The sequence below is a fragment of the Cellulomonas sp. S1-8 genome (assembly GCF_026184235.1).
Taxonomy (GTDB): Bacteria; Actinomycetota; Actinomycetes; order Actinomycetales; family Cellulomonadaceae; genus Cellulomonas.
On the sequence record NZ_CP110806.1, the window covers coordinates 1,081,711 to 1,099,401 of the forward strand.

Sequence of the window (17,691 nt, forward strand, 5' to 3'; positions counted from 1 at the left end):
GGGTGTTTCCTCGCTGGCTCGTGCGGGCCGTGGCCCGGCGGGGTCGGCGACGTCTGAACGCGTGGCCGCGCGGATCGGTTCCCCGGCGGTGAGGGTGAACCGCGCATCGCGGCAGGCGTCAGGCCGCGACGCGCAGCCGGTCCGCCGCCGCCTCGGCCAGCTCGTCGGGCGGCCACACCACGTTCAGCACCCACCCGGGCTCGTCGTCGTCCAGCGGCTCGAGGGTCGCGAGCTGGCTGTCGAGCAGCGCCGGTGGCATGAAGTGGTCGAGCCGCGCCCCGAGGCGCGCGGCGAGGATCTCGCGCGTCCCGGTGAGGTGCACGAACACCGTGCCCGGCGCTCCGGCGCGCAGCGCGTCGCGGTACCGGCGACGCAGCGCCGAGCACGCGACCACCAGACCCCTGGGCGCCTCCGCGAGCTCGGCGGCCACGGCCGCGAGCCACGGTGCGCGGTCGTCGTCGGTCAGCGGGACGCCCGCGCTCATGCGGGCGACGTTCGCGTGCGGGTGCAGGCCGTCGGCGTCGACGAACGGCACGCCCAGCCGCCGGGCCAGCGCGGACCCGACGGTGGACTTGCCGCACCCCGCGACACCCATGACGACGACCCGGGGGACGGTCCTCCCGGTCCTGGTCACCAGTCGTGCACCGTGCCGTCGGCCAGCCGGTTGTACGGCAGGTACGCCCGCTGGTACGGGTACCTGCCGGCCTCGTCGAGGTCCATCTCGACGCCCAGGCCCGGCTGGTCGCCCGGGTGCAGGAACCCGTCGGTGAACGTCATCGACTGCCGGAACACCTCGTTGGTCCGCTCCCCGTGCTGCATGTACTCCTGGATCCCGAAGTTGTGGATCGCGAGCCCCACGTGCATCTGCGCGGCCAGGCCGACGGGGGAGATGTCGGTCGGTCCGTGGAAGCCGGAGCGGATCTGGTACTGCGCGGCGTAGTCCATGACCTTCTTCAGCGGGCTGATCCCACCGAAGTGCGTGGACGCGGCGCGCACGTAGTCGATGAGCTGCTCGCGGATGATCAGCTGGAAGTCCCACACGGTGTTGAAGATCTCACCGATCGCCAGCGGCGTCGTCGAGTGCTGCCGCACCAGGCGCAGCGCCTCCTGGTTCTCTGCCGGGGTGCAGTCCTCGAGCCAGAACAGGTCGTACGGCTCGAGCGACTTCGCCAGTCGTGCCGCCTGGATCGGGGTCATGCGGTGGTGGCCGTCGTGGAGCAGCGGGAGCTCCGGACCGAACTCGCTGCGCACGGCCTCGAAGACGGTCGGCACGTGCCGCAGGTAGGAACGGGTGTCCCAGTCCTCCTCGGAGGGCAGGTCACCGCGCTGCGCCGGCTCGTGGTCGTACCGCTCGCCCGCGTTGCCGTCGAACGTCGCGTTGGACGCGATGCCGTAGATCGACTTCAGGCCCGGGACGCCCGTCTGGACGCGGATCGCCTGGTACCCCTGCTCCTGGTGCTCGCGGACGGAGTCGAACAGCTCGGGCAGCTCCTTGCCCGACGCGTGCCCGTACGCGAGCAGCCCGCTGCGCGACGCGCCGCCGAGCAGCTGGTACACCGGCATGCCCGCGGCCTTGCCCTTGATGTCCCACAGCGCCATGTCGACGGCGGCGATGGCGGCCATCGTCACCGGCCCACGGCGCCAGTACGAGCTGCGGTAGAGGAACTGCCAGGCGTCCTCGATGCGGTGGGCGTCGCGGCCGATCAGCAGCGGCACGACGTGGTCGCGCAGGTAGGACACGACCGCGAGCTCGCGCCCGTTCAGGGTCGCGTCACCCAGGCCCGTGAGGCCGTCGTCGGTGGTGATCTTCAGGGTGACGAAGTTGCGGTGCGGGCTGGTGACGACGACGTCGGCAGCGACGATCCTCATGGCGGTCTCCGGTGGTGGGTGGTGGTCAGGACGGGGTCAGGGCGTGCCGGGCGGCGACGGCCCCGGCGACGGTGGCGACGAACGTGCGGTCGTCGGCGAGGTCGGGCGCGAGCGCCGCGACGACGAACGCCGCGGCCGTGTCTGGGTCGGCGTCCCGCAGCCGGTCGGCGAGGTGCGCGGCGGCGAGGTCCGGGTGGGCCTCGTCGCCGGCCACGCCGACGCTGTCGCGCAGGTGCTGGGCCCAGTCGGCGAGGACGCCCGCACCGGCCGGGCCCACGGGGAGCCCGGCGTCGCGTCGCGTGCGGGCGACGGCCAGCACGCGCACGGGCAGCTTCTGCGACCCGTCGCGGGCGATCTGCTCCAGGCGGTGCTCGATGCGCGCGTTCGCGAAGCGGGAGCGCAGGTCGGCGAGCGCGTCGTCGAGCTCGCCGCCCGTCAGCGGGAGCACCTCGCGGGCCTCACGCCACAGCTCCTCCAGCCGGGTCCGGACCACGGGGTCGGCGTACGCCTCGGCGACGGTGCGGGCCCCGCGCGGCAGGCCCGCGTACGCGAGCAGCGAGTGCCCGGCGTTCAGCAGCCACAGCTTGCGGTGCTCGTACGGTGCGAGGTCGGCGACGAACCGCGCGCCCGCGACGTCCCAGGCGGGGCGCCCGGCGGGGAACCGGCCGGAGAGCACCCACTCGCGGAACGGCTCGGTCACGACGGGCGCGGCGTCCTGCCGGCCGGTCGCGTCGCGCACGGCGGTGCGGTCGGCGTCCGTGGTGGCGGGCGTGATCCGGTCGACCATGCTCGAGACGAACGCGACGTGCGTCCGGACCCAGCCGGCCAGGTCGTGGTCGACGTCCTCGGCGAGCTCGAGGACGACGCGCCGCAGCGCGTCGCCGTTGTCGGGCAGGTTGTCCAGGCTCACCACCGCCAGGGTTCCGCCGCCGGCGGCGCGTCGGGCGCGCAGCCCGTCGAGCACGCGCCCCGGCGCGGTCGTCGCGGCGCGCGCCGTGCCACCCGCGTCCCCGTCGGCGACGTACCGGCCGAGCAGCGCCGCGTCGTCGCGGACCTGGGCGTCGCGGCGGTCGAGCGCACCCGTGGAGGTCCGCCGGTACCCGGCCTCGGTGACGGTGAGCGTGAGCACCGCGACCTCCGGCCGGGCCAGCAGGGCGCGCCACCGGGTGGCGTCGGCGCCGTCGTGCACCTCCACGAGCGCGTCGACGACCCGGGTCCGGTCACCGTCGACGCCCCGCTCGACGAGCGTGTACCGCCCGTCCTGCGAGGCGAGGTCGTGCGCGGCCCGCGCCGAGCGCCCGGTGAACCCGGCCACACCCCACCGCTGCGCCGGCGGCAGGTCCGCACCGGCGTCCTGCGTGTAGGTCAGCAGGTGGGCGCGGGCGAACGCGCCGAGGCCGAGGTGCACGACGCGGACCGGCGGCGCCGGCTCGTCACGGCGCCAGGCGGGGGAGACGTCCACGGTGCGACCTTCCGACGGGGTGCACCGGTGCGGTGCGCGCTCCCTCGATTGAGCACTGTGGGCCCGTCCCGTGACAACCGGTTGCCGTCAGTTGCCGCCCACCCCCTGGGTCGCGAGAGTGCAATCCAGCCCACCCACAATCCGCGAGAGTGCGATCCAGCCCACCCCTTTGCCGTGAGAGTGCAATCCAGCACAGCCTCTGGCCGCGAGAGTGCAATCCAGCACAGCCTCTGGCCGCGAGAGTGCAATCCAGCTCGCTGCGGACGGTGCTGGATTGCTCTCTCACGCCCATGGGGTGGGGCTGGATTGCTCTCTCGTGCTCATGGGGTGGGCGGGGTGGTGCTGGATTGCTCTCTCGCGGGGGACGGGGGTAGGGGGTCAGGGGGGTGGGGCTGTGGACTCGCGCTCGACCAGGCGGGCGGGGAGTCGCGCGGGACGGACCTCGCGCGGTGTGCGTGCCCGGGCCTCGTGCAGCAGCATGCGCACGGCGTACTGCCCGAGCGCCGTGAGCGGGGCCGCCACCGTCGTGAGCGTCGGCGTGCACAGCTCGGCACCGAAGATGTCGTCGAACCCGACGACGCTCAGGTCCTGCGGGATGCGCACCCCCTGCTGCGTCAGGCGCCGCAGCAGGCCGATCGCGACGAGGTCGTTGTACGCCACGACGCCCGTCACGCCGCTGGCGAGCACCGGCTCGGCTGCGAGCGCGCCGCCGGCCAGCGTCGGGGGGAACGGGCCGACGCGGTGCGCGTGCATCTCCAGGTCGTGCGCGGCCTCCCGCATCGCCAGCCAGCGCGTACCGTCCGCCCACGACGCCTCCGGGCCCGCGACGTACCCGATCGACCGGTGCCCCAGGCTGCCCAGGTGCTCGACGGCCTGCCGCATGCCCTTGGCGTTGTCGGTGACGACGCTCGGGATGCCGGTGACGACGCGGTTGAGCACGACCGTCGGACGTTGTCGCGCGATCACGCGCACCGCGGAGTCCGACATCCGTGACGTGCCCAGCACCAGGCCCTCGACGAACGGGAGGGACCGCTCGAGCGCCGTGCGCTCGACGTGGGCGTCCTCGAGCACGTCGGCGACGAGCAGCGTGTAGTCCTGCTCGTTGGCGGCCGCCTCGGCGCCGCGGATGATCTCGAAGTAGAACGGGTTGGTCACGTCGGACACGACCATGGCCAGCATCGACGTGCGTCCGGTCGGCAGGGCGCGTGCGAGCGCGTTGGCGCGGTAGCCCAGGCGTTCGGCCGCCTCGTGGATGCGCGCGGACGTCTCGACGCTGACGCGTCCGGGCCGGGAGAACGCGCGGGACACCGTCGAGGGCGCGACCCCGACGGCCGCCGCGACGTCGTAGATCGTCGGGGCGGACCGTGCCCGGCCACCATGCCGATCGGCCATGCCCGCGACGCTAGGCCGGATGGCAACTCATGGCAACCACTTGTCGGTACAACACCGCGCACCGCCCAATGAGTGAGGACACACCGTGCCGACCGCCTCATCGAAGGCTCCGGGTCGGCACCGGAGAGGAGAGCACTGATGCTTCGCCCCCAGGACACCGCCACCCGTGAGCGCAAGACGCTGGACGGCTTGTGGGACTTCCGCCTCGACGCCGTCAGCGAGGGCCGTACCGCCGGCTGGCAGCAGGGTCCCCTCACGGGGGCGTCGCGCATGCCGGTCCCGGCCAGCTACAACGACATCGTCCCTGGAGCGCAGGGCCGTGACCACGTCGGCGACGCCTGGTACCAGACGGTCGCCCGGGTGCCGCGCGGCTGGGCGGACCAGCGCGTCGTGCTCCGCTTCGACTCCGCGACGCACGCCGCGACGGTGTGGCTCGACGGGCAGCGCGTGATGCAGCACGAGGGCGGCTACACGCCGTTCGAGGCGGACATCACCCAGCTCGTCACCCCGGGCGCGGAGATCCGCGTCACCGCGCTGGTGAACAACGAGCTGACGTTCCAGACGATCCCCCCGGGCATCGTCCACGACACCCCGCACGGGCGCCGCCAGCAGTACTTCCACGACTTCTACAACTTCTCCGGTCTGCACCGCAGCGTGTGGCTGTACGCGACGCCCACGACCTACGTCGACGACGTCACGGTCGTCACGGGCGTCGACGGCACGGCGGGCGTCGTCCGCTACGACGTGGTCGCCGCCGGCCCGGCAGCCTCGGACCTGACCGTGCGGGTCACCCTGCGCGACGCCGACGGCGCGCCGGTCGCGCAGGCCGACGGCGCGTCCGGCACGCTCACCGTCCCCGACGCCCACCTGTGGGCCCCGGGCGACGGGTACCTGCACGACCTGCACGTCGCGCTGGTCGACGCTGCGGGCGAGGCCGTCGACGAGTACCACCAGAGCGTCGGCATCCGCAGCGTCGAGGTGCGCGGCACGCAGTTCCTCATCAACGGGGAGCCGTTCTACTTCCGCGGGTTCGGCAAGCACGAGGACACCCCGGTGCGCGGCAAGGGGCACGACGACGTGTTCCTCGTCCACGACTTCGCCCTCATGGACTGGATGGGCGCCAACTCGTTCCGCACGTCGCACTACCCCTACGCCGACGAGGTCTACGACTACGCGGACCGTGCGGGCATCGTCGTCATCGACGAGGTCGCGGCCGTGGGCCAGAACATGGGCCTGGCCGGCGGGATCTTCGGCGGGCAGAACTACACGACCTTCTCGCCCGAGACGGTGAACGACGACTCGCAGGCCGCGCACGCCCAGGCGATCCGTGAGCTGGTCGCACGCGACAAGAACCACCCGAGCGTCGTCCTGTGGTCCATCGCCAACGAGCCCGAGTCGGACACCGACGCCGCCCGCGCGTACTTCGAGCCGCTGTTCGCGCTGACCCGCGAGCTCGACCCGTCGCGGCCCGTCGGCTTCGTCAACGTCATGCTCGCGACGCACGGGAAGTGCCAGGTCTCGGAGCTGGGCGACGTGCTCATGCTCAACCGTTACTACGGCTGGTACGTCAACACCGGCGACCTGGCCGCAGCCGAGGACGCCTGGCGCACCGAGCTCGAGCAGTGGGCGGGGGACGGCAAGCCGATCATCATCACCGAGTACGGCGCCGACACCGTCGCGGGCCTGCACTCCCTGACGCCGGAGCCCTGGTCGGAGGAGTACCAGGAGGCGTACCTCGACATGAACCACCGCGTGTTCGACTCCGTCGACGCCGTCGTCGGCGAGCACGTCTGGAACTTCGCGGACTTCCGCACCGCGTCGGCCTCGGTCTTCCGCGTCGACGGCAACAAGAAGGGCGTGTTCACGCGCGACCGCCGGCCCAAGGCCGCCGCGCACCTCCTGCGCCGCCGCTGGACCCGCACCGCCGACTGACCCGTCCACCCATCCCGATCCCGACGGGCGTCGCCCGTCCCCGTACCTCTGGAGCACGCCATGACCAGCACCGCCGCTGTTCCGGCACCCACTGCCGGCGTCCCGCCCAGCACCGCCCCCGGTCGCCTGCGGCTGCGCAACTACCTCGGGTACGGGGCGGGTGACGCCGCGAACAACCTGGCGTTCTCGATGACGTCGATGTTCCTGCTCGTCTACTACACCGACGTCGTCGGGATCTCCGCCGCCGCGGCCGGGACGCTGTTCCTGGTCGTGCGGGTGTGGGACGCGTTCGCCGACATGTACGCCGGCCGGCTCGTCGACCGGACGATGACCCGCTGGGGCAAGTTCCGACCGTTCTTCCTGTTCGGCTCGTTGCCCCTGCTGCTGCTGTCCGTCGCGACGTTCACGGTCCCGGGCGGGCTGTCCGGCACCGGCAAGCTCGTCTACGCGTACATCACCTACGCCGCGCTGGGCCTGGCGTACAGCCTCGTCAACATCCCGTACGGCTCGCTGGCCTCGGCGATGACGCAGGCGTCGGACGAGCGCGCGCGGCTCGCGAGCTTCCGCATGATGGGCACCGCGGCGACGATCCTGCTGCTCGCGTTCGTCGTGACGCCGCAGATCAAGAACGCGGAGAACCTGCAGCAGTCCCTGACGATGACGACCCTGCTGTTCGTGGTCGTGGGGATGGGGCTGTACGCGATCCTGTTCCGCACGTCCCGCGAGACCGTGCAGCGCGACGTCGCGCGGGTGTCGCTGCGCCAGAGCCTGGGGACCCTCAAGGGCAACCGCCCGCTGCTCATGCTGTGCGGCAGCGCGGTGGCGTTCCTCACCGGCATGTTCACGCTGCAGACGCTGCAGCTGTACTACGCCCGCGACGTGCTGGGCGACGCCGGCTACTTCATCCCCCTGACGCTCGTGAGCACCGTCAGCATGTTCGTCGTGTCGCCGCTGGTCCCGCGGCTCGTGCGCCGGTTCGGCAAGCGCCTGTCGTACATCGGGGCGGGCGTCGTCGCGGTGGTCGCGTCGATCGGCATCGCGCTCGCGCCGCCGTCCGTGCCGGCCGTCGCGATCGCGTTCTTCGCGCTCTACGGCGTCGGCCTGTCGGCCGTCAACGTGCTGATGTTCGCCCTCGAGGCCGACACCGTGGAGTACGGCGAGTGGCGCAGCGGCGTGCGGACGGAGGGCACGACGTACGCGGTGTTCTCGTTCACGCGCAAGGTCGGGCAGGCCGTCGGCGGTGCCGCTGCGGCGTACGGGCTGGGGCTCGTCGGGTACGTCGGCCTCGCCGACGTGCAGTCGCCCGCCACCCTCGACGGCATCCGCCACGTCGCCGGGTTCGTGCCCGCGGTGTTCATCACCATCGGCGTCCTCATCATGCTCGTCTACCCGCTGACGGAGCAGGTGCACGCCCGCATGGTGGCCGAGGTCGCCGAGCGTCGTGCCGCGCGCACGGCAGCTGACGGGACGGCGTGACGGTGAGGACCCGCGCGCACCACGACGACCGCCTGCTGCCCCTCGACCCGGGGGTGCGCACCCTCGCACGCGACCTCTACAAGGGCGTCCGCGACCTGCCGATCATCTCGCCGCACGGGCACGTGCCCGCCCAGCTGCTCCTCGACGACGAGCCGTTCCGCGACCCGACGTCGCTGCTGCTCACGCCCGACCACTACGTGACGCGCCTGCTGCACGCGTCGGGCGTGCCCCTCGAGACGCTCGGGGTGGGCGGTGAGCCGCTCGACGCGGACGCGGCCCGGGTGGCGTGGCGCGCGCTGTGCACGCACTGGCACGTCCTGCGCGGCACCGCGGTGCGGTACTGGTTCGACGCCACGCTGCAGGGCGTCTTCGGCACCGACCTGCGACCCGGCGCGGACACCGCCGACGAGCTGTACGACCTGGTCGACGACCGGCTGCGCCGCCCCGCGTTCCGTCCGCGTGCGCTGCTGGACCGGTTCGGCATCGACGTGCTCGCCACCACGGACGACCCGGTCGACGACCTGGCGGCGCACGCCGCGCTGCGCGACGACCCGACCTGCACCACCCGGGTGCTGCCGACGTTCCGACCGGACCGGTACCTGGAGCCGGCCGTCGCGGGCTGGGCGGACGCCGTCGCCCGGCTGGGCGCGGCCGCCGGGACCGGGACCGGCACGTACGCCGGCTGGGTCGCGGCCATGGCCGACCGGCGCGCGTACTTCCGCGCGCACGGCGCGGTGTCGGCGGACCACAGCCACGAGGACGTCGGCACGGCCCCGCTCGACGACGTCGACGCCGAGCTGCTCTACGCCCGCGCGCTGGCCGGCACGGTCAGCGCCGACGAGGGTGCCGCGCTGCGCCGCCACATGCTGCTGGAGATGGCCCGCCTGTCCACGCAGGACGGCCTGACGATGACGCTGCACCCGGGGGTGCGGCGCAACCACCACGGCCCGTCGCACGCGCGGTACGGCCCTGACAGCGGGCACGACATCCCGCTGCCGGGCGCGTTCACCGACCACCTGCGCCCCCTGCTCGAGCGGTACGGCACCCACCCCGACCTGCGGCTGGTGCTGTTCACGCTCGACGAGTCGGTGGTCTCGCGCGAGCTGGCGCCGCTGGCCGGGTTCTACCCGTCGGTGTACGTCGGTGCGCCGTGGTGGTTCCTCGACGCGCCCGCGTCGATCCGCCGGTGGCGCGAGTCCGTGACGGAGATCGCCGGGCTGAGCCGCACGAGCGGGTTCATCGACGACACGCGCGCGCTGTGCTCGATCCCGGCGCGGCACGACATGGCGCGCCGCCTCGACGCCGGGTTCCTCGCGTCCCTCGTCGCCGAGCACCGCCTGGAGGAGGACGAGGCGGCGGACGCGCTCGTCGACCTGGTGACGGGCCGGCCGGCCGCGGTGTTCCGCCTCTGAGGCCGTGACGGTGCCGCATGCCGGACCAGGGCCGCGCCGCTGCCCCGTGCGGCACCGGTAGAGTCCCATCACGGCAGAACCACCGCCCGTCCGCGGGCAGATCCGCGAGGAGCACCCACTGGTGACCGTCCGCCCAGCCGCCGTCGTCGTCCTCGCAGCGGGTGAGGGCACGCGCATGCGCTCCGCCACCCCCAAGGTCCTGCACTCCCTCGGGGGGCGCAGCATGGTCGGGCACGCGCTGGCCGCGGCCCGCGCGCTCGAGCCGCACCGGGTGGCCGTCGTCGTCCGGCACGAGCGCGAGCTCGTCGCCGCGCACGTCCTGCAGGTCGACCCGGACGCGCTGCTCGTCGACCAGGACGACGTCCCGGGCACCGGCAGGGCCGTGCAGGTCGCGATGTCGGCGCTCGACGCCGCCGCGCAGGCCGCCACCGCCGACGTCTCGGCGCGGGGCCACGACGTGGGGGGCTCCGCCGCCGACTCGGTGCTCGCGGGCGCCGTCGTCGTCGTCGCGGGCGACGTCCCGCTGCTCGACGCGGGCACGCTGCGCGAGCTGCTCGCGGCGCACGTCGCCGACGCGAACGCCGTCACGGTGCTCACCACCGAGGTGCCCGAGCCGACCGGCTACGGCCGCATCCTGCGCGAGCCCGGCACGGGCGACGTCCTGGGCATCGTCGAGGAGAAGGACGCCGACGACGCCCAGCGGGGGATCACCGAGATCAACACCTCGGTCTACGTCTTCGACGCGGGCGTGCTGCGCACCGCGCTGGCCCGGCTGCGTCGCGACAACGCGCAGGGCGAGGTGTACCTGACGGACGTGCTCGCGATCGCGCGCACCGACGGCGGTCACGTGCGCGCGCTGCGCACCGACGACCCGCTGAGCGTCGAGGGCGTCAACGACCGCGTGCAGCTCGCGGTGCTGCGCGCCGAGCTCAACCGCCGCGTCCTGGAGGAGTGGATGCGCGCCGGCGTCACCGTCGTCGACCCGGGCACCACGTGGGTCGACGTCGACGTGGAGCTCGGGCGCGACGTCACCCTGCTGCCGGGCACCCAGCTGCACGGTGCGACCGTCGTCGGCGAGGGCGCCACCGTCGGACCGGACACCACGCTCACCGACGTCGAGGTCGGCCCCGGCGCGGTCGTCGTGCGCACGCACGGGTCCCTGTCCGTCATCGGCGCGGGCGCCACCGTCGGCCCGTTCGCGTACCTGCGGCCCGGCACGGACCTGGGCGCGGACGGCAAGATCGGCACGTTCGTCGAGACGAAGAACGCGCAGATCGGCGTGGGGTCGAAGATCCCGCACCTGTCCTACGTCGGGGACGCGACGATCGGCGAGCACTCGAACATCGGTGCCGCGTCGGTGACCGTCAACTACGACGGCGTCAACAAGCACCGCACGGTCATCGGCTCGTACGCCCGCACGGGCTCGGACAACATGTTCGTCGCGCCCGTCGTGGTCGGCGACGGCGCGTACACGGGTGCCGGCACGGTCGTGCGCCGCGACGTCCCCGCGGGGGCGCTCGCCGTGAGCGCCGGCGCGCAGCGCAACATCGAGGGCTGGGTCGCGCGCTCCCGGGCGGGCACGGCCGCGGCCGACGCCGCCACCCGCGCGCGGGGCTCGCGCGACGTCGCGGGGCTGTCCCCGCAGGCGCGCCAGGAGCTCGACCGCGCCGCGACCGCGGCGATCCCCGTGACGCCACCGCCGCACCTGCCCGGCCAGCCCGCCCCGCTGGAGGACCCCACGGACGCCCCGGCGCAGAGCCCGACGACCGGCACGACGACCGAGGACGGGCAGCGATGACCGGCATCATCAGGCACGACGGGGAGAAGCGCCTGGTGGTGGCCTCCGGCCGAGCGCACCCCGAGCTCGCGCAGGACGTGGCACGGGCGCTGGACATCGAGCTGCTGCCGACCACCGCGTACGACTTCGCCAACGGCGAGATCTACGTGCGGTTCGGGGAGTCGGTCCGCGGGTCCGACGCGTTCGTCCTGCAGTCGCACTGCGCGCCGATCAACCAGTGGATCATGGAGCAGCTGCTCATGGTCGACGCCCTGAAGCGCGCCTCGGCCAAGACCATCACCGTGATCGCGCCGTTCTACGGGTACGCCCGGCAGGACAAGAAGCACCGCGGGCGCGAGCCCATCTCGGCGCGGCTCATGGCCGACCTGTTCCTCACCGCCGGTGCCGACCGCCTCATGAGCGTCGACCTGCACGCCGCGCAGACGCAGGGGTACTTCGACGGGCCGGTCGACCACCTGTGGGCGCAGCCGATCCTCGTCGACTACGTGCGCACGCGCGTCGACACGTCGAACGTCACGGTCGTCTCGCCCGACGCCGGTCGCATCCGCGTCGCCGAGCAGTGGGCCGCGAAGCTCGGCGGCGGCCCGCTCGCCTTCGTCCACAAGACGCGCGACATCCGCAGCCCCAACAAGGCGGTCGCCAACCGGGTCGTCGGCGACGTCGAGGGCAAGAGCTGCGTGATCGTCGACGACCTCATCGACACGGCCGGCACGATCGCCGGTGCCGTCCGGGTGGTGCTCGACGCGGGCGCCAAGGACGTCATCGTCGCCGCGACGCACGGCGTGCTGTCGGACCCCGCCGTCGAGCGCCTGCAGCAGTGCGGCGCGCGCGAGGTCATCATCACCGACACCCTGCCGATCGCCGAGGACCGCCGGTTCCCGCAGCTCACGGTCCTGTCGATCGCTCCGCTGCTCGCCCGCGCGATCCGCGAGGTGTTCGACGACGGCTCGGTGACGTCCCTGTTCGACGGGAACGCCTGACGTGTCGCACGACGAGCGCGGTGACGGCGGCCGCCGCGGCGGCGTGACCGTGCGCGGCGCGGGCGCCGCGGAGGCGGTGCCGGACGTCGTCGTCGCCGACCTCGGCACCGAGGTGCGGGCGCCGGACGTCAGCGCCGCGCTGCGGGACGCGACCGACGCCCTTGCGGCCGTCCGCGCCGCGCTGCGCGCCGCGGGCGTCGAGGACCGCGCCGTGCGCACCGGCAGCACGTCCACGTGGACCGAGCAGACCGGGCCCGACGGCGAGGGCCTGCGAGTCGTCGCGCACCTCGGGCTGGTCGTCACGCTGCGGGACGTCGCCACGGCCGGCGACGTGATCGGCGGGGCCCTGGCCGCGGGTGGCGCGCACGTGCGCCTGGGCGGCCTGCGGCTCGTCGTCAGCGACCCCGGACCGGCGCAGACCCGCGCGCGCGAGGCCGCGTGGCAGGACGCCGCGGCGAAGGCCGAGCACCTCGCCGCCCTGGCCGGGCGCCCGCTGGGCCGCGTGCTGTGGGTCCGGGAGGACGAGCCCGGTGGCGGGGCCACGCCCCGGTTCGCGCGTGCGGCGGTCGCCGGGGCGTTCGCGGCGCCCGTCGAGCCCGGCGAGCAGACGGTGCAGGCGGCCGTGACGGCCCGGTGGGCCTGGGCGGACGACCCCGCCTGAGTGGCGTCCGGCGACGTGCGCGTCGTCCGGCGGGTGTCGTCGCCGACGCCGTGTTCCGGTAGGATCGCCAGGTTGCCTCGGCGAGGGACGACGGACGGTCCACCGGTAGCACCACCTCCGGCCGGCACCGCCGGCTCCGTGATCGACTGGGTGGTCGCCTCCGCGTGCCCGTCCTGCGTCCCGCGTCGAGGCCACCGGGCCCTGTGCCCGCACCACCCGAGGAGCCCGCCGGCCCGCCGGGCCCGTCAGACCCCCGCGCCCGCGCACCACCGCGGCGCCACGTCACGCCTGAGGAGCACCCGTGTCCGAGATCAAGCTCGCCGCCATCCCCCGCACCGAGTTCGGCAAGGGCGCAGCGCGCCGCCTGCGCCGCACCAACCACATCCCCGCCGTCCTGTACGGGCACGGCACCGACCCGCTGCACGTGGCGCTCCCGGGCCACGAGACGATGCTCGCGCTGAAGCACTCCAACGCGCTGTACTCGATCGAGCTCGACGGGGTCACGACCCTCGCGATCGTCAAGGACGTCCAGCGCGACGTCGTGCGCCAGATCATCGAGCACGTCGACCTCCTCATCGTGAAGAAGGGCGAGAAGGTCACCGTCGACGTCCCCGTCCACGTGGTGGGTGAGTCCTACCCCGGCACGATCCACGTCGTCGAGACGCAGAACCTGTCCCTCGAGGCCGAGGCCACGCACCTGCCGCAGTTCGTCGAGGTGTCGATCGAGGGCCTGGTCGCCGGCGCGACGGTCACCGCCGGTGACGTCGTCCTGCCGCAGGGCGCGACGCTCCTGAGCGACGCCGACCTCACGGTCGTCGCCGTCAGCGTCCCGCAGGCGTCCGCCGCCGACGTCGCCGCCGACGAGGCCGTCGCCGACCTCGCCGCGAAGCAGTCGGCCGAATCGGCCGCCGAGAGCCTCTGAGCCTGCGCCGCACGTCCCGACGCCCGGTACCGTCCTCGGTGCCGGGCGTCGTCGTACCCCCGTCGGCCTGACGACCGACACCCGTGCCCCCGCCCGCCGGCACGACCGCACCCCGTCCCCCGGCACGACCGCACCCCTGGAGGACCGCCCCGTGAGCGACGGACCCTGGCTCGTCGTCGGCCTCGGGAACCCCGGCGCGCCGTACGCGGGCAATCGGCACAACGTCGGCCAGATGGTGCTCGACGAGCTCGCGCGTCGCGCGGGTGCTGCGTTCGCCACGCGCGGCGGCGGCCTGCTCGGCCGGCGCCCGCAGGCCGCGACCGCGGAGACCCGCCTGGGCACGCTGCCCGGGGGGGTGCCCGGCCCGCGGGTCGTCCTCGCCAAGCCGACGACGTACATGAACGTGTCCGGCGGCCCCGTGGCGGCACTGGCGCGCTACCACGACGTCCCCGTCGAGCGGGTCGTCGTCGTGCACGACGAGCTCGACATCCCGTTCGCGGACGTGCGGCTCAAGCGCGGCGGCGGCGAGGGTGGCCACAACGGCCTGCGGGACACCAGCAAGGCGCTCGGCAGCAAGGAGTACGTGCGCGTGCGCGTCGGCGTCGGTCGGCCCCCCGGCCGTCAGGACCCCGCGGACTTCGTGCTCAAGGACTTCTCCGGGCCGGAGAAGAAGGACCTGCCGTGGCTGGTCGACCGTGCCGCGGACGCGGTCGAGGCCGTCGTCCTCGAGGGCCTGCAGGCCGCGCAGCTGCGCTTCCACACCAAGGCCTGAGCCCCGAGGCGGGGCTTCCTCGGCGTCGTCGCGCCGTCACCCGGTCGGCCCTGCGGCACGGCGAGACGGTGGACCCGCGCGAGTGGTGTGCGTCACGAGTGTGGCGTGAGGGCGTGTACCTGGGGTGAAATCGGACAGAACGGACGCCGTCGGGCGATCCGCCCGTATAGCCTCCGAACATCCCACAACGACGCGAACCGGGGGGCTCATTGTGACCGTGACGGCCGACGGGGTACACCGACACACCGACGACGTCGACGAGCGACGGCGTCCCGCACGCCAGCCGCGACGGTCCTGGGCCTCGCCCCAGCCGTTCATCCGACGGGTCACGCCCTTCAACACCCCGGACGCGCTCACGAGCGCATGGGCCACGGTCGGCAAGGACTACGCGCGCACCTCGGCGCTGTCGGACGGCATGCTCGCGCTCGCGGTGGGTGCCCTGTCGCTGCTGCCCGCCCACGGCCTGACGCTCGGCGTGGTGCTGTGGGCGAGCCTCGGCTCGATCGCCTTCGCGGGTCTCGTCCTCGTCTTCGGCGGGTACCGGCCCGACCACCTCGGCGACGGCCCGGGGGAGCTGCAGGCCGTGCTCCGCGCCGGGCTCGCGCTCGCGGCCTCGCTCATGGCGGTCGCGTACCTGCTGCAGCTCATGGTGCCGCGGCTCGCCGTCGTCGTCGGGATCCCGGTCCTGCTCGTCCTGGCGCTCGGGCAGCGGCACCTGCACCGCACCCGGCTGCACCGGGACCGGACCGCGGGCGCCGGCATGCGCCGCACGCTCGTCGTCGGCGACGCCGCGTCGTCCGCGCGCCTCGTCGGTGACCTCGTGCTCGCGCCGCACCACGGCTACCTGCCCGTCGGCGTGTGCCTCGCCGAGCGCGACAGGGGCGCCCTCGAGGGCGTCCCGGTGCTCGGCGGCCTCGCCGACGTGGTGCAGGTCGTGGCCGACCACGCGGTCGAGACCGTCGTGGTCTCCGGCAGCGAGCTCAGCGGTGACGCGCTGCGTCGCCTGAGCTGGGCCCTCGGCCGCGCCGGCGCCCAGCTGGTCGTGGCGCCCGACATCGTCGAGGTCTCCCGCCCGCGCCTGACGGTGCGGCCGACGGCCGGGCTGTCGCTGCTCGAGGTCGAGGTCGGCGCGCCGCGCCACCGGCTGCTCGTCAAGTCGGTGCTCGACCGCACGTTCGGGTTCCTGCTGCTGATGGCGGCGTCGCCCGTCATCGGGGCGGCGGCCCTCGCGGTCGCCACGACGTCGCCCGGCGGCGCGTTCTACCGCCAGGAGCGCGTCGGCCTGGACGGCACGACGTTCACGATGTGGAAGCTGCGGTCGATGTACATCGACGCCGAGGAGCGTCGCCGTGCGCTGCTCGAGAAGTCCGACCGCGACGGCCTGATGTTCAAGATGCGCGAGGACCCGCGGGTCACGCGCGTCGGCAGGATCCTGCGCCGCTACTCGGTCGACGAGCTGCCGCAGCTCATCAACGTCGTGCTCGGCGACATGTCGCTCGTCGGTCCGCGCCCGCCGCTGCTGTCCGAGGTCTCCCAGTACGCCGACCCGGTCGGTCGTCGGCTGCACGTGCGCCCCGGCGTCACGGGCCTGTGGCAGGTCAGCGGCCGCGCGGACCTCAGCTGGGACGAGTCCGTCCGGCTGGACCTGCGGTACGTCGACAACTGGTCGGTCGCGATGGACCTCACGATCCTGTGGAAGACCGGGCGCGCCGTCGTGCGGGGCTCGGGGGCCTACTGACCCCCGTGCCGCCGCGTCACGCGCCCGGGTCCGCCGGGCGCACGCGCAGGGCGGCGACGACCAGCACGAGGGACCGGGCCACGAAGCTCGCCGAGAGGCCCGCCGCGGCCCCCTCGGGCCCGGCGACGGCAGCACCCACGGCCACGCCCACGAGCAGGACCACCGCGAACACGACGCCGACCACCGCGGCCAGGCGCGCACGGTCCTGGCCCTGCAGGATCGCGGCGAGCGGCGCCGACAGCGCGACGAACGGCATGCCGACGAGCAGCACCCGGAACGTGTCCGCCGACGACGCGTACTGCTCGCCCATGACCAGCACCAGCAGCCACGGCGCGACGAGCGCGAGCGGGATCACGACCACCAGCGAGGCCACGCCGGCCAGCAGCAGGGGTCGCACCATGCGCCGCGACGCCGCCACGCCCACGCGCGCGGCCCGCGGCAGCACGAGCGACGCGATGGTCTGCGGCACGAGCAGCACCGGCTGGACCAGCTTGGAGGCTGCGGCGTACGCACCGGCCGCGGCGGGCGTCAGGACGGCGGCGACGACCGCCGTGTCGAGCATGCGCGACTGCGCCGCGACCGTGTTCCACATGTACGGCGCACCCGTGCGTACCAGCGTGCGCCACGGCACCGTCGGCCGACCCGCGAGCGGGACGAGGCGCTGCGTCATCAGCTGCGCGACCACGGCGCCCACCAGCATCGCGCCCGCGTACGACCACAGCGCGTCCAGTCCCGCCGCCAGGGCCGCGACCAGCAGCCCGACCGCGACCGCGCGGCGTGCCAGCACCGGCCAGCCCGACACCAGGACGCGGCCGTCGGCGATCGGGACGTTGAGCGCCGCGTCCGTCGTGCGCTCCACGGTCAGCGCGAGCGCGATGAGCACCAGGGCCGCCGGCACGTCCGCGAGCGCCGCCCAGCCGCCGAGCGCGAGCGCGAGCACGACCGCCGTCAGGAGCCCCGAGACCCAGGTGAGCCGCACGGCCGACGCGACCTCGTCGGCCCGGCCCTGCGCGTGCGCCCGGGACACGAGGGTGCCCTGGCCCGCTCCGGTGGCGACCAGCACGACACCGACGACGCCGGTGACCGCGGCGACCAGTCCGAAGACCGCGGGCGAGACGTTGCGCGCCAGCAGCGCGAACAGCACGGCCTGGAGCAGCGAGGCGGTGACGCGTGAACCCAGCAGCAGCACGAACTGACGTCCCACGTCCGCCCCTCGGGGTAGGCGACCGGCCGGTCCGGCGCTCGGGTGATGATCTGGCCCCGGCGACTGCGGGCCT

At 74.1% G+C, this 17,691-nt stretch carries 14 protein-coding genes; 9 read left to right on the top strand and 5 right to left on the bottom strand.

Annotation, left to right across the window (positions count from 1 at the left end):
• Positions 1-118: 118 nt before the first annotated feature.
• The 4 genes from OKX07_RS04950 to OKX07_RS04965 all read right to left on the bottom strand — a co-directional run bounded on the left by OKX07_RS04950 (position 119) and on the right by OKX07_RS04965 (position 4,723).
• Positions 119-634, bottom strand: coding sequence for a gluconokinase (locus tag OKX07_RS04950; RefSeq protein ID WP_265630743.1), 516 nt, complete (start codon positions 632-634; stop codon positions 119-121).
• The gene (manD, locus tag OKX07_RS04955; RefSeq protein ID WP_265630744.1) at positions 631-1,869 is read right to left on the bottom strand and encodes a D-mannonate dehydratase ManD; all 1,239 of its coding nucleotides are present in this window, start codon (positions 1,867-1,869) and stop codon (positions 631-633) included. Before manD ends, OKX07_RS04950 begins: the two co-directional genes overlap by 4 nt.
• A gap of 25 nt (positions 1,870-1,894) precedes the next feature.
• On the bottom strand, positions 1,895-3,331 hold the full coding sequence (locus OKX07_RS04960; protein ID WP_265630746.1) for a mannitol dehydrogenase family protein: 1,437 nt from the start codon (positions 3,329-3,331) through the stop codon (positions 1,895-1,897).
• A gap of 378 nt (positions 3,332-3,709) precedes the next feature.
• A complete protein-coding gene (locus OKX07_RS04965; RefSeq protein WP_265630747.1) occupies positions 3,710-4,723 on the bottom strand; it encodes a LacI family DNA-binding transcriptional regulator in 1,014 nt (337 codons plus the stop codon).
• Between the two features lie 138 nt (positions 4,724-4,861).
• Between OKX07_RS04965 and uidA the strand changes: the two genes are divergently transcribed.
• The 9 genes from uidA (at position 4,862) to OKX07_RS05010 (ending at position 16,414) form a co-directional block, all read left to right on the top strand.
• Positions 4,862-6,655: a beta-glucuronidase gene (gene uidA, locus OKX07_RS04970; RefSeq protein WP_265630748.1), complete on the top strand. Its 1,794-nt coding sequence runs from the start codon at positions 4,862-4,864 to the stop codon at positions 6,653-6,655.
• A 60-nt stretch (positions 6,656-6,715) separates the two neighbouring features.
• Positions 6,716-8,131, top strand: a complete 1,416-nt coding sequence (gene uidB, locus OKX07_RS04975) for a glucuronide transporter (RefSeq protein ID WP_265630749.1) — start codon at positions 6,716-6,718, stop codon at positions 8,129-8,131.
• 2 nt (positions 8,132-8,133) lie between these two features.
• Positions 8,134-9,543 carry a glucuronate isomerase gene (gene uxaC / locus OKX07_RS04980; protein ID WP_265631808.1) on the top strand — a complete coding sequence of 470 codons (1,410 nt, stop codon included), beginning with the start codon at positions 8,134-8,136 and terminating at the stop codon, positions 9,541-9,543.
• 118 nt (positions 9,544-9,661) lie between these two features.
• Complete coding sequence (gene glmU, locus OKX07_RS04985) at positions 9,662-11,341, top strand: bifunctional UDP-N-acetylglucosamine diphosphorylase/glucosamine-1-phosphate N-acetyltransferase GlmU (RefSeq protein ID WP_265631809.1); 1,680 nt, start codon at positions 9,662-9,664, stop codon at positions 11,339-11,341.
• On the top strand, positions 11,338-12,321 hold the full coding sequence (locus OKX07_RS04990; protein WP_265630750.1) for a ribose-phosphate diphosphokinase: 984 nt from the start codon (positions 11,338-11,340) through the stop codon (positions 12,319-12,321). Before glmU ends, OKX07_RS04990 begins: the two co-directional genes overlap by 4 nt.
• A gap of 1 nt (position 12,322) precedes the next feature.
• Positions 12,323-12,982, top strand: coding sequence for an SIMPL domain-containing protein (locus OKX07_RS04995; RefSeq protein WP_265630751.1), 660 nt, complete (start codon positions 12,323-12,325; stop codon positions 12,980-12,982).
• A 301-nt stretch (positions 12,983-13,283) separates the two neighbouring features.
• Entirely contained in the window at positions 13,284-13,904 is a 621-nt protein-coding gene (locus OKX07_RS05000) for a 50S ribosomal protein L25/general stress protein Ctc (RefSeq protein WP_265630752.1), read from the top strand.
• A 151-nt stretch (positions 13,905-14,055) separates the two neighbouring features.
• Positions 14,056-14,676 carry an aminoacyl-tRNA hydrolase gene (gene pth, locus OKX07_RS05005; RefSeq protein ID WP_265630753.1) on the top strand — a complete coding sequence of 207 codons (621 nt, stop codon included), beginning with the start codon at positions 14,056-14,058 and terminating at the stop codon, positions 14,674-14,676.
• A gap of 211 nt (positions 14,677-14,887) precedes the next feature.
• Positions 14,888-16,414, top strand: a complete 1,527-nt coding sequence (locus tag OKX07_RS05010; protein WP_265630754.1) for a sugar transferase — start codon at positions 14,888-14,890, stop codon at positions 16,412-16,414.
• A 16-nt stretch (positions 16,415-16,430) separates the two neighbouring features.
• Here OKX07_RS05010 and OKX07_RS05015 read toward each other — a convergent pair whose 3' ends face one another.
• Positions 16,431-17,618 (bottom strand): lipopolysaccharide biosynthesis protein, encoded by a 1,188-nt coding sequence (locus tag OKX07_RS05015; protein ID WP_265630755.1) that lies wholly within the window; start codon positions 17,616-17,618, stop codon positions 16,431-16,433.
• Positions 17,619-17,691: the final 73 nt, after the last annotated feature.